This window comes from Paenibacillus sp. J22R67, from assembly GCF_059692175.1.
The window spans coordinates 376,754-389,511 of record NZ_JCAUAX010000006.1; the positions used below are offsets into that span (position 1 = coordinate 376,754).

Annotated in this window: 9 protein-coding genes; 3 read left to right on the forward strand and 6 right to left on the reverse strand. The window is 49.0% G+C overall.

All coding sequences use genetic code 11. The features are described 5' to 3' along the window. Window positions 1-70: 70 nt before the first annotated feature. Window positions 71-931 carry an SDR family oxidoreductase gene (locus AC58VC_RS23800; protein ID WP_497371983.1) on the reverse strand — a complete coding sequence of 287 codons (861 nt, stop codon included), beginning with the start codon at window positions 929-931 and terminating at the stop codon, window positions 71-73. 374 nt (window positions 932-1,305) lie between these two features. Between AC58VC_RS23800 and leuB the strand changes: the two genes are divergently transcribed. From leuB to AC58VC_RS23815, 3 genes are all read left to right on the forward strand, one after another. Continuing rightward, a complete protein-coding gene (gene leuB, locus AC58VC_RS23805) occupies window positions 1,306-2,385 on the forward strand; it encodes a 3-isopropylmalate dehydrogenase (RefSeq protein ID WP_497371985.1) in 1,080 nt (359 codons plus the stop codon). A 530-nt stretch (window positions 2,386-2,915) separates the two neighbouring features. Continuing rightward, a complete protein-coding gene (locus tag AC58VC_RS23810) occupies window positions 2,916-3,464 on the forward strand; it encodes a peroxiredoxin (protein WP_145658072.1) in 549 nt (182 codons plus the stop codon). A 74-nt stretch (window positions 3,465-3,538) separates the two neighbouring features. Beyond that, window positions 3,539-3,928, forward strand: a complete 390-nt coding sequence (locus AC58VC_RS23815) for a glycine cleavage system protein H (protein WP_497371987.1) — start codon at window positions 3,539-3,541, stop codon at window positions 3,926-3,928. Window positions 3,929-4,278: 350 nt separating this feature from the next. Here AC58VC_RS23815 and AC58VC_RS23820 read toward each other — a convergent pair whose 3' ends face one another. From AC58VC_RS23820 to AC58VC_RS23840, 5 genes are all read right to left on the reverse strand, one after another. Continuing rightward, the gene (locus AC58VC_RS23820) at window positions 4,279-6,243 is read right to left on the reverse strand and encodes a glycoside hydrolase family 15 protein (protein WP_497371989.1); all 1,965 of its coding nucleotides are present in this window, start codon (window positions 6,241-6,243) and stop codon (window positions 4,279-4,281) included. A gap of 183 nt (window positions 6,244-6,426) precedes the next feature. Next, window positions 6,427-9,384: a 1,4-alpha-glucan branching protein domain-containing protein gene (locus AC58VC_RS23825; RefSeq protein WP_497371991.1), complete on the reverse strand. Its 2,958-nt coding sequence runs from the start codon at window positions 9,382-9,384 to the stop codon at window positions 6,427-6,429. Then, window positions 9,381-9,941: a DUF4912 domain-containing protein gene (locus tag AC58VC_RS23830; protein ID WP_497371993.1), complete on the reverse strand. Its 561-nt coding sequence runs from the start codon at window positions 9,939-9,941 to the stop codon at window positions 9,381-9,383. The genes AC58VC_RS23825 and AC58VC_RS23830 overlap by 4 nt, the downstream gene beginning before the upstream one ends. A gap of 120 nt (window positions 9,942-10,061) precedes the next feature. Beyond that, complete coding sequence (locus tag AC58VC_RS23835; protein ID WP_246069161.1) at window positions 10,062-10,274, reverse strand: hypothetical protein; 213 nt, start codon at window positions 10,272-10,274, stop codon at window positions 10,062-10,064. A gap of 73 nt (window positions 10,275-10,347) precedes the next feature. Continuing rightward, a complete protein-coding gene (locus tag AC58VC_RS23840; RefSeq protein ID WP_497371995.1) occupies window positions 10,348-12,756 on the reverse strand; it encodes a sugar phosphate nucleotidyltransferase in 2,409 nt (802 codons plus the stop codon). Window positions 12,757-12,758: the final 2 nt, after the last annotated feature.

Below are 12,758 nucleotides of genomic sequence, written 5' to 3' on the forward strand. Positions count from 1 at the left end.
ACTGTCCCAAGAGTAGATATTTCTACTTTTGAGATAGTCCTTTTGTTGTATCTGTATGGCGTGAATTATTTTATTGCGCGTTAATAACTTGAGCCAGGGCTTCACGGATCGGCGTAGCTGGGCGACCGAGCAGCTTCTCGAAATCGTCGCTTGCGACCTCAAGTAGGCCTTCCCGAATGCCTTGCTGGATAGCTGCAAGAATTGGGATAACGAAGTCGGGTACGCCTACCCCTTTCAAAATGTCGGCATAAGTGGCATCATCGACCTGCTGCACAAGAACTTCCTTGCCTAATACCTCACCAAGTGCGGACGCTAATTCATTTTGAGTGAGCAGCTTGCCTGAAAGCTCATAAATTTTATTCTCGTGGCCCTCCCCAACCAATACAGCAGCAGCGGCCTCTGCGTATTCCTGTTGCAGCGCCCAACCTACTTTGCCAGAGCCTGCAGAGGTCACCCATGGAGCTCCTGCCAACACACCTTGAATGCTTGAAAGTTCATTCTCCAGGTACCAGTTGTTGCGTAAAAAAGTATAAGGAATGCCCGTTTTGACGATGACTTCTTCTGTTGTACGGTGCACTGGAGCAAGGAAAATAGTGCTGTCACTTGCATTAGCTAAGCTGGTATAGGCTATAAATTTAACTCCAGCAAGCTGAGCAGCTGCTACAGCATTGGTGTGCTGCCGAATTCTTGTTTCCGTGTCTCCATCCGCTGAAATAATTAATAAGCGATCAATACCTGCAAAAGCTGTTTGCAAGGTTTCTGGACGATCAAAATTCCCTAGGCGAACGTCTACGCCACGAGCACGCAATCCTTCGGCCTTCTCTGGATTACGGACACTTACAGCCAGCTGGTTTGCCGGTACTGTTTTCAACAGTGTGTCTACAACTCTTGTTCCTAATTTCCCTGTCGCGCCTGTGACTAAAATTTTCATTGTTCTAATCCTCCTAAAAATAATGTGTTTTATCTTGCTAACTTTGCAATAATAATTGTTACAACTTGGGTGTAAAATAAAAGCTCTCAGAATAGAGCTCCTACTTACCAAGTCGTTTGTGCCAGCCTGTGTTCCATAGCGGATTGAGTCTTGTTTAACTCCGACTATTGTTGTAACAATTATAGTTACTACTTGAAGCGGTGTCAATATCCAACTTTTAAAAGAGTCTTGTTTGTTGTTATAGGAGGAACCTATTAAAGCAATAGCTTTTATATCTAAGGAAAAGGGTTATCTTATGTTACAATGAGAGCATCATATAGTCGATAGAGATGCTTACCAAGCAGCTTTACTATTCTAAGGAGTGAATGACAGTCATGGCAGATGTGAAAAAAATTGCTGTAATCGCTGGAGACGGCATTGGTCCAGAAGTCGTTGCAGAAGCGGAAAAAGTATTGAAACGTACCGAAGAGCTTTTCGGTTATCAATTTGAAACAGAGCACGCCTTGTTCGGTGGAATTGCCATTGATCAGACAGGTACACCGCTTCCGGAAGAAACATTGAAAGTTTGTCAATCAGCAGATGCTGTTCTTCTAGGTGCTGTTGGCGGACCTAAATGGGATAACAACCCGAAAGAAACTCGTCCGGAGACAGGTCTTCTGGGTATTCGTAAAGCGCTTGGTTTGTTCTCTAACATTCGTCCAGCTTTCATCTTTGATTGCTTGAAAGAAGCTTCTACGTTGAAACCGGAAGTACTTGAAGGTACGGATCTGATCGTTGTACGTGAATTGACAGGCGGTATCTACTTCGGTGAGAAATTCCGTCGCGAAACAGCGAACGGTCAAGAAGCCGTAGACACATGTGCATATAACGTTTCCGAAATCGAGCGTATTGCTCGTCAAGCGTTTGAAATTGCTCGCACACGTCGTAAAAAGCTTGCTTCCGTTGATAAAGCAAACGTTCTGGAAACTTCCCGCCTATGGCGCGAAACAGTTAACCGTATTGCGGTTGACTATCCGGATGTTGAACTTGAGCACGTGCTTGTAGACAACTGCGCTATGCAATTGCTGCGCCGTCCGTCTTCCTTCGACGTCATCGTAACAGAGAACATGTTCGGCGACATCTTGAGCGATGAAGCTGCTATGCTGACAGGTTCCATCGGAATGCTAGCATCCGCTTCGCTTGGTGAAGGCAGCTTCGGCTTGTACGAGCCGGTACACGGTTCTGCGCCTGATATCGCAGGCCAAGGTATTTCCAATCCAATCGCAACAATTCTATCCGTTGCTTTGATGTTCCGCCTGACATTCGGTTACCACGATGCAGCGGATTCCATCGAACGCGCCGTGAAAGAAGTGCTTGATGCTGGCAACCGCACAGGCGACATCGCAGTTGATAAGAGCAAAGCAATCGGAACATTGGCTATGGGCCAACTGATTGTAGACGCAATGCGCAAATAAGAATAAGAGCTTGTTCGCTAAGCATTTTGTGCGTAGCGAGCAGGCTCTTTTTGTGTGTTGAGAGGCAATGGGGGAAGCATTCACCCACGGAGTTCTTAACACCGTAGTCTATGTTGTATTTAGTGCAACATAGAAGCGGTCTTCACCATGTAATGCTTCCTACATTGTACATTATGCAATCATTTGGACCCAAACACCCAATATTGGCGTTTTTTAACTCTCTAAGTTGCATAAAGTACAACATTGAGGCATTGTGCTGCCTAATATCGGTCATAATGTTGTAAAAAATACAACATAGAATGGGACTATGTTTAAGCCTTACTTGTATAACTGCGGTTAGCTAGGTGGAGCTCCGCGATTGGCGGCTGAGTGTCAACATGTATGGAAAAGGAAGCGCGATTAGGCTTGTTCAAGGACCTTTCATATTTTAAAGTAATTATTATATAGTATGCGCTCTAATTATTGACTTTCACCTATTCGGATGATACCATTTTATACGAAGAAGATAGATTTGAGGAGGAATTATACACATGGCAGAGCGTTTAGTTGGTAAACAAGCTCCAGATTTTACAATGGAGACAGCTACAGGTGATGGTACAGCGTTTGGTAAAGTATCTTTGTCTGATTACAAAGGCAAATGGTTAGTATTGTTCTTCTACCCATTGGACTTCACTTTCGTATGTCCGACAGAAATTACAGCGCTTAGCTATGCTGCTGCTCAATTCAAAGAATTGGACACTGAAATTCTTGGCGTTTCCATCGACAGCATCCACACACACAAAGCATGGATCAATACACCTGTGAACGACAATGGTCTTGGCAAATTGGAATTCCCACTTGCTGCTGACATCACGAAATCCGTAGCACGTGACTACGGCGTTCTAATCGAAGAAGAAGGTATCGCGCTTCGCGGTCTTTTCATCATCGATCCAGAAGGCGAATTGAAATACGAAGTTGTTAACCACAACGATGTAGGCCGCAGCGTAGAAGAAACACTTCGTGTGCTTCAAGCGCTTCAATCCGGCGGATTGTGCCCAATGAACTGGAAACCAGGCGACAAAAACCTTGTCGTAAAATAAGCTTTTCATACATAGACAAGCTCCTCTTAGCTGGCATGCGAATGCGGCGGGGGAGCTTTTCTTCATGAAGGAGAATGAACGTGATCGTACCTACGCATCTGCAATATACAAGAGATCATTATTGGATACGCAAAGAGGGGAATGAGGCCGTCATCGGCCTGACGGAAATCGGCTTGCTTGCATGGGGAATGGTCTTATTCATCGAACTCCCGGAACGTGGAGCGGTGCTAGGGCAAGGCAGTTATGCTGGCTCCTTGGAGACCGCCGAAAGCGAGCATGATTTGCTTGCACCCTTAACAGGTGAAGTCATTGCTGTTAATATGCTGCTGGAACGGGCTACGATGATGTTGATTGAGTCACCCTATGATAAAGGGTGGCTGTTCAGAGTAGCATGCAGCGAGCCTTCAGAGCTGGAGCAGCTGTTGGATGCGCAGACGTATGCGTCGAGTTATTCATTTGAGTGAGGGATCGGCCGCAGACCGCAAATCCACTAATACAGGACTTGCGTTTTTTGACATTGCAGGGTCAACTGCAAGATTAGCTCATTGGATGTTTTCCAATGTAACGGCAAATTCAGAGCCATAAAAGCCCACCTCATTGGATGGAATCCAATGAAGAGGCTGAATATCACCCCAATCCGCCTCATAAAAGCCCATCCCACTGGATTCTGTCCAACGAGAGATAGATTTTACTCAGCAGCAGGGCCATTATATTGGATTTTGTCCAATGGATGGACCGCAAGAAGGCTACCAACAAAAAACCGCAGTTCTAACACTTTATTCAAACAAGTGTTAACCCTGCGGTTCTACATAAATTACGGCTTAGAGAGCTGCTTGTATTTGTTCAGGTACTTCACAACGGCAAGCACATAAGTCGCATGCGACCAGGTAAGAGGGGCGACAGAGACCGGATCACCTGTGAAGGGATCCAATTGCTCCGACAAGACGCCGCTTTCCATAGCATGTTTGACGACCCATTCTAACGTTTGGCGAGGAGCTTCGAGATCAGCAAGTGTTTTGGCGTACTCGATTTCCCACTCAGCGATCCAGAGCGTACAGATGATCCAAGGATTCCCTGGTACATTTTCGATATCGGTGGAGCGTTGGAAGTAATAATCATGATGATAGCGGGCAATGCCACCGACTTCTGTTTTTATTCTAAGACCTTCTTTATTCGCTTTCATCGTACCGACAACACGTTCATCATCCGCTGGCAGCACTCCGAATTCAAAAATACCGTAAACAGAGCTTTCGAGCGTCATATCTTTGACCCATTCACCGTCTTCCATGTACAAACCACGAACGAATCGGCCTTCATTTTCATCCCACAAATGCTTGAGAATACCAGCCTTTATTTTCTCCGCTGTATGCTTATAGCGGTTGCTGCGCTCTTCGTCACCGAAGAGGTTGCTAAAGTTAGAAGCCGCGATAAGTCCGCCATACACAGCAGATGCAGTAAATGTGTAGATTCCGTAACGTTCTTCCCATAGATCATAACTTGGCTTCGGCAGGTTCAATTCCTGATCAATATAAGTGGACATGAATCTGGCTGCTCTGCGAATCAGATTGCGATAGAGAGATTGCGCAAACTCAAGGCTTCCATTTTTCTGGAAGTCAGCCCAGAGAGCGAAGAGCACAAGGGCTGTTTCATCCTCTTGAATGGGGAGCTGGACACGTCCGGAATGAATATAGGGATGCCAACTGGAGCCTACGGTGCCGTCCGGATTATATTTATGATGCAGGTAACCTTCAGGAGACAGCACGTTCGCGCAGAAGTTGAAGAAAGGAATAATCATCCCTTGGTAGCCGGCCATAGACATGGAGTAAGCAATTAAGGCGCCGTCCCGAGGCCACATGTAACTGTAATGATCGCGGTTGCTCTGCATGATGTCCGAGTCGTTCGCGGCGATAATTGCGCCGTTCACATCGGTTTGCGTCCTAACAAGCAGTAAACTTTGTTTGAAGAGGCGCTGCACATCGGCATTCAAATCTCCGTAATCCCTATCGATCTTATTCGCCCAGCGCTGCCAGTAAACCGTCACACGATCTAGCAATTTACCCGGGTGGCTGTCCTTGACATAGGCGTCAAGCTTCTTGACTTCTTCGAGTGTTTTGCCTGCGCCCATCCAGTAGTAGAGCGTCTGGTCGGCATTAGGAGGCACGAAAAGTCGGAAGGAGATCGTACTGTCGACAGACCCTTGCGCAATGGCATTGCCCATCAGATGTCCGTCTTCCGCGTCGCGCCAAGTGCCTTCGGCGTTATAAAATCTTTTGACACCTGTAGAGTATTGATAAATGCCTTCTGTTCCGGTGCTGCCGTTGAACATGAAATATCTGTCTTTTTTATAATGGAATACCGTATTCGTCAAAGGATAGAAGGCAGCGGTGTCGCCGACCTCGGTCTCATTAATGAGCAAGTCCTGATTGAAGAACATTCTCACTTCGCGAACGGTATGATTGTGATTCGTAATTTGGATGCGTTTAAGATAAATATCCTCACGCTGATGAACCCCGTCATTCATGAGTAAGGTGATGCCAAGACCAGGATGCGTAGCCCTTACTTCAGTAACAAGAGAATCTTCCACATAACCAAGCTGGAACTGCCACTCGGGGGAATTCAGCCAGGCAAAGTCACCATCCACCCAAATACCGACACGGCATTGATAACCGCCAATATGATTAAGCTGGCCTACGAAAGGATAGTACAGATCTCGCATATAGGAATGCTGATCGAGATTAATAAGAAATTTTCCGTTTCCGATGACCAGATGTCTAGGCAATACAATCACTTCCCCACTCTTTTGTTTGATTGTTCAGCAAGTTCAAATCATGTTCCATACAGAACATTGCTAGCACAAGGCCTGCCAATAGGTTACCTAATAATTACCAAGGAATCAATGATTCTTTGAAAAAATTCTGAAAATTTCGACTGGACACGCTTTCATTTGGCATAGTTGCCCATATTATTTGATTATTTCCTTTTGATGCGGGATTATACCTGATGGCTGCTCGTGAGCAATTAATTTCGTGTACACAGTAACCGTTATGTCACTGATCTGCTCCCATCCGAAGCTGTTGTGGATTTTGGCCAAAGCCTTAGCAGCGAGTTCAGAAGCAGCAGCGGGATTTTGTAAATGCTGAACAATTTGCAAGGCGAGCAGGTTAGTATCTGCTGAAGGAACCTTATATCCGTTAATTCCATGGTCTACGATGTCAGATAAACCGCCTGTATCCGAAACGATAAGCGGCGTACCGCTAGCCATTGCTTCCAAAGCAACAAGGCCGAATGGCTCGTAGAGGCTAGGGAATACACAGAGCTCAGCGTGATGTAATAAAAGGTTTTTGTCAGTTTCGTCTAGGAAGCCAGTGAAGCTAACACAGTTGCCGAGTGGGGCGGCCAGGAGTTGTAGCGCTTCAAGTTCTGGCCCCGTACCGGCAATAACCAAATGAGTGTTAGGATATTCCTTACGAACGTGCTGCATAGCGCGAATGAGGATGTGCACGCCCTTTTCATAGACAAGCCTTCCGAGGAAAGCAACTATGCGGCGAGAAACATCTCCACTCGGAGCGGAAAGTATGTGAGAAAGCACCGGGTTAGCGGTCAATTCGTTAGCGCCAGGAACCCGAAAGGGCATAACCCCATTAGGGATATGGGTCATTTTATGAAAAGGGGTATGAAAAAGGTGCATAATTTCTTGCAGCATATAAGGACTGCAAACCACAAGGTGGTCGGCTTCGTGCACTAACTTATGTTCTAGCGCATGAATGCGCTTTTGAGCTGGCGTATCCAGCTTGCCCAGATTGCGTCCCGACTCGGTCGCGTGAATCGTAGCCAGCAGCGGGACATGCAGCATCTGTTTACACTCTTTGGCGGTGTAGTAGACGAGCCAATCATGAGCATGAATGAGATCGAATTGCAGTCCCTGAGCGGATAAGCGCTGGACGGTATCCGTGAAAGCCAAGTTCATTTGAAACACCCAATCAAGGAAATGAAGGGGCTCTGCGGAAGAAAATACTTCAACGCGATGAACATGCACACCATCGAGCAGCTCGTAGGACAAGCAGTCGGGAGCTAAGCATGTGATGACATGAATCTCTAGACCACTCGCAGCAAGCTGTACAGATAGGTCACGAACGGCTCTGGCGAGACCTCCGATGACACGTGGCGGATATTCCCAAGCAAGCATCAGAACGCGCAGAGGGCTTAGAGCTTCAGGCTTTGAAGGGGCATTGAATGAACGCTCTACGGCATCACGTAATAAGCTGATCGATGAAGCAGACTGAAAAAGGCGGTAATGAACCTCGGGCAAAAAAGGAGATTTCCGCTCTAGTGGCAATACAAGTTCGGAAAGCGCCCTCTCTGTGATTTCAACCTTATCGTCGTCAAAAACATCTAACAATTTATGGAAAGAAGCGATATGCGTCTCGATTCGTTTCACGGCATAGCTGGTTACGGTCTCAGCGTCCAGGATGAAGGTCCAGTCGCTGCTTTGCGCGAGCATCAGCTCACGCGCGGCTTGATTCAGCGCACGGATCTGCAGGCTGCTGAGCAGCTCTGGCTTACGGTGCTTCTGCGCAGCAAGGACCAAGCGATCCTCCGCCGCGTGCAGCAGCGGATGCACCCACTGGCTGCGAGGCTGCAGCCAGACCTCGGCGAAGCCGCCACGGCCCCAGCTGCACGCCGGCAGCGTAGCCGCCTTGGTCGGCGCATTGGCGGCTGCGTAGCCGCCTAATGTCGCCGTCTCGCAGCGCGCAGCGGCAAGGCCGCGCAGCACGGCCTCCAGCCACTGGTGGCCTTCGTGCCACCAGTGCCCGAACAGCTCGGCATCGTATGGACATACGATGACCGGCGGCCCAGGCGGCTGCGCTGTGCTGCCGCCTGAACCAGCCTCGCGCTCCGCGGCGAGGCCGCGAAGCTGCGCCACCCGGCTGGCGACGAAATGCTCAGCATGCTGCTGAGCTTTCTGCGCGGCCTGCGCCGGGTGGTAGGGCGCTTTGGCGTCACCTTGGCCGGTGACGCGGTGGTACTTGAAGCCCGTATGAATGCGTGCGCCGTCCGGCAGCACATAGGGCTTCAAGTACTCCCACTCGGCCCCGCCGCTGCGGCCGAGGTCAAAGCCGATATCGCGGTAATATTCGCGATAGTCGGGGTCGCTCGGGTAACCGCTTTCGGCGCTCCATACTTGGGCGCCGGATTCGAGGTCCCGAGCGTACGCGCAGGCGCCGCTGGGCGTGCGCAGCGGATAGCTTGTTGATGCCCCAGACGCAGCAAAGGCATGGGCATCAACAACGAAATAGCGCAGCCCCAGCGCCTCCAAGTGGGGCTCCACAGCTGGCGTATAGCCGCACTCCGGCAGCCAGATGCCTGCTGGAGCAGACCCGAAATGCCGCCTAAATTCCTGGACGGCGGCTTCAAGCTGGGCGCGCAGCGCGGCGTCATTCTTGACCAGAGGCAAGAAGGCATGCGTTGCTGCGCACGTTATTAACTCTAAGCAGCCTGAGCTTCTCAGGCTGCGGAATTTCCCGATCAGATCGCCCCGCAGGCGATCGTACAAAGCAAGCAGCCGATGATAGTTGTCGGCGTAAAGTCTGGCGGTAGGCCCGAAGTCGGCATGACCCCATAGGCGAATCACTTCACGCTGTGACAGCTCGCACAGGGAGGCTAGATGCTTGCGAAGCCGTTTCTGTAAGCCGGTATCTTCGAGCATAGCAAGCAGCGGCGGAGATAGGGATAAAGTCAGCCCAAAGGGCACGCCTTCCTCAAGCAGCCGATCCATCATTTCAATCAAAGGCAGATAGCTGTCCACAACCGCTTCGAAAAACCAACGTTCTTCAAGCGTAACTTCGTCTTCATTATGACGCACGTAAGGGATATGGGCATGCAGGAGCAAAGCAACATAACCGTGTACGTTTGTGCTCAATCGAGATCGCCTCCGAATTCCGAATCTGCTGGGTTTGTGCACTTGGGTAAGTACACGGAGTAGGCTGAGAAATGCTCATGAGCTATAGAAGCCTTTCGTTGAATGGAAACGGCAGTAGGCCGGTAAGTAACTTGGTTATCCAGTGTTAAATCGTTTGAAGGAAATTCTTGATTCGTATGTATATGGGGAGTCTGAATCGTATTAGAACGCAGAAGCAGGAGAAATTGTCCCTGTTCATTCTTAATGCCGAGTTCTGCGAAGTAAAGCCGGCAGGGTAGAAAACCGTTTAGGAAGCAGCATTCTCCTTCTGGAAGAGGGAGTTCAGAAATGGAAGCCGGAAGATGCGTGCTGACGGCTTGTTCGACAGTAGTTTCATAGAAACGCAGTGTAGGTTGAAGCAGGAGCCAGTCCGCTCTGAAGTGATCCTGCACCATTCTTTTTTTTCTGGCAGAAAGCTGCCAATAGGCAAAAAGATTAGCCCATGACTGCACCAGCAAGTGGAGTGTGTCCCTGTCATTTGGATGGGCAGAGAAAGCTTGGGTAGGAATCAGACTCACCTTTTCTTAGGTCATAATGGGAAATAAATGGCATTGACCTTTCGGACAACATTGTAGCATACGTGCCTTGGAAACGAAAAATCTCCTCCTTTCAAGAAGGGGGAGATCTCCTGTATGTGCTTACTTGATTGGAGGTTGACCTTCCATGTACCGGGTTTCCGTAAGCCTCATTAAAGAATCATATCGATTGACAGAGCTCAGAATCAACAGATAATCATCCTGATTAATATTCGTATAAGATGCCTTGAAACCGGTATGATATTGAACCGTCATACTGGAGGATTGATCGTCATACTGCACAAAAGCGATCTGCCTGGAAACGCTTGGAATCATATTCACGCCGCTCTCCCCTTCATCTTAAGACTTCGGATCACCCGCTTATGGATATATCTGTCATATATTATGCTTATTGCAACACATTTAGAATGTGGTCTCGATAGGAATGGACGAGTTCTTCGGCAAGTGTCGGATTTTGAGACTGGGCGACAAGCCTGAAAACAGGGTCTTCACTATCGGGCAGCAGCAAAATCCAACCATTTTCATGATAGAATTTGATCCCGTCCACCAAATCAACAGATGTATCCTTCGCCTTGTTCATCATACTCCGCATCACTTCACCCTTGGCGTCCCAAGGACAATCGATTTGCTCGCGGTGCAGGTAGAAGGTCGGAATCAGCGCCAGAAGCTCAGAAAGCGGCAAGCCGGTTCTGCCAAGATGAAGAACGACAAGTCCAGTAGCAAAAAGAGCGTCGAACAACGGATGCATCCGCGCTTGCTCTGTGGCCTCGAGAATGGCCCGTTCCCATTCCTTCGTACGAACGATTGTTGCGCCCAGCCCCTCTGCCATACTCTCAAGGAGCTCAGGAGCGCTGACGGGAGCACCGATTGTTGCCCCTGGCCGGCTATGCAGGTAGCACAGATACAAGAAAACGGTTTGTAAATCCGAATCGACAAGCTCCCCCTTTTCCGTCACGATCTGTAAGATACGGCCATCGTCCAAGATGCGCAAACCAAGATTGGCTCCGGCTAGCGACGTGAAGAGAGGGAGTGGTTCCTGGTTATTAAGAGTGGTCACATGAATCGCTTCAATCCCTAATTTCTCGAAAAATGGTACTAGATAAGGCTGCAGCCAAGGGCTGGCTTCAATGACGATCTTCATCGTCGATAGAGGCAAACCTTCTCCTTCATCTGCGATTTCTTCGGACAAAGTTCGGATATAGGTTTGGAACCAATGGGTTTCATCTTTATAGCTGCCAAGGTGATTCATAGATGCCCGTCCATAATCCTCTTGCCAAAAGCTGTTCTCCACTTTGCGTTCGGCTGATCTTGTAATAGGCAGTCCTTCGGCATCCATGCAGGCAAGTAGACATCGATCGTTCTCGTTGCCCGACCAATCCAGGTGGATGCCTCCTGCGGCACCCAAGTGACGAATAGCAAACGAAGCTGCTGGAGCCAAGCAATCTCCCAAATCAATGACATGCGTGCCGACCGATTGCAGACTTGCAGTCAAAGTGCGCTTTAGCAAACGAGTGAAGGTATGCGGAGCGCAGCTTACCGTGAGTGTTTTGCCTGCAGCAAGGGTTGCTCCGTAGGCTGTGCCGAATTTGGCGGTCATCTCGGGTGTTACTTCGAGATTGGGAAGGCCGCTTACGCCGCGGGTTTTGAATAACGTTTTGGCAGCATGCTCCCCCCATATATGAGAAGTATGAAGGCGGGACTTATCGCGAATTTGTTTATGCGGCCATATTTTCACATGAGGTTCGATCCTACTTTTTTCCCCAATGATGACATGATTGCCAACGACCGAGCCTTCTCCGAGATACGAGGCTTCTTTGCAAACAATGCGGCTAGTTAACGTCGAACCGGCTAATTCATTGTTCGCAGCGATGTGGTTATGGTCCCAAAGCACGCTGCGCGTGAGCTTGCTGCCCTTGGAAAGTCGATTATTTTCCCCGACGATGCAGTATTCTCCGAGTTCCACCCCGTCTTCAATCTTGCTTCCTTTGCCGATAAAAGCGGGTCCAACGACGCGGGCTGTGTCGCTAGTCTCTACGTCATCGGCGATGTACACGCGAGGCCGAATTTGGGTGCCGTGGATATGGAGCTGGACCTTTCCATCGAGCATATCAAATTGGGTTTGCCGATACTGCTGCAAGTTGCCAATGTCCATCCAATATCCGGAGCTTACGTAACCGTAGAGCGCTCTGTTTTCTTGCAGCAATGCCGGGAAAAGCTGCTGACTAAAGTCAAATTCCTGCCCAAGCGGCACGCGCTCTAACAGCTCTGGCTCCATGATGTAGATGCCGGTATTCACCGTGTCGCTAAAAACTTCTCCCCAGCTTGGTTTCTCCAAGAAGCGGGTAATCAGGCCGTTCTGATCGGTCATGACCACGCCATATTCCAGAGGATGAGAGACACGGGTCAGCAGCAACGTGGCTTTGGCTTGTTTTTCTTTGTGAAAAGCGAGCGCCTGCTCCAAATCAAAATCGGTTAGGGCATCGCCGCTAATAACTACGAAGGTGTCGTCTAGAAATTCGTGCGCCTGCTTAACGCTTCCGGCAGTGCCCAAGGGACTCATCTCTTCAAAATAGTGGAGATTGACGTTAAACGCTTCTCCATCGCCAAAATAGTCGCGAATCACTTCAGGTTTATACTGCATCGTGACGGCAATGTCTTGGATGCCGTGTTTGTGAAGCAGTTCAATAATATAGGCCATGCACGGTCTTCCCAGGAGAGGCACCATGGGTTTGGGAAGATGGCAAGTAAGGGGGCGAAGCCGTGTGCCTTTGCCTCCAGCCATAATAACAGCCTTCATAG

Coding starts and splice junctions, on each gene's coding strand:
- leuB (WP_497371985.1), top strand. CDS start 1,306: ATGGCAGATGTGAAAAAAATTGCTGTAATCGCTGGAGACGGCATTGGT.
- AC58VC_RS23800 (WP_497371983.1), bottom strand. CDS start 931: ATGAAAATTTTAGTCACAGGCGCGACAGGGAAATTAGGAACAAGAGTT.
- AC58VC_RS23810 (WP_145658072.1), top strand. CDS start 2,916: ATGGCAGAGCGTTTAGTTGGTAAACAAGCTCCAGATTTTACAATGGAG.
- AC58VC_RS23815 (WP_497371987.1), top strand. CDS start 3,539: ATGAACGTGATCGTACCTACGCATCTGCAATATACAAGAGATCATTAT.
- AC58VC_RS23835 (WP_246069161.1), bottom strand. CDS start 10,274: ATGATTCCAAGCGTTTCCAGGCAGATCGCTTTTGTGCAGTATGACGAT.
- AC58VC_RS23840 (WP_497371995.1), bottom strand. CDS start 12,756: ATGAAGGCTGTTATTATGGCTGGAGGCAAAGGCACACGGCTTCGCCCC.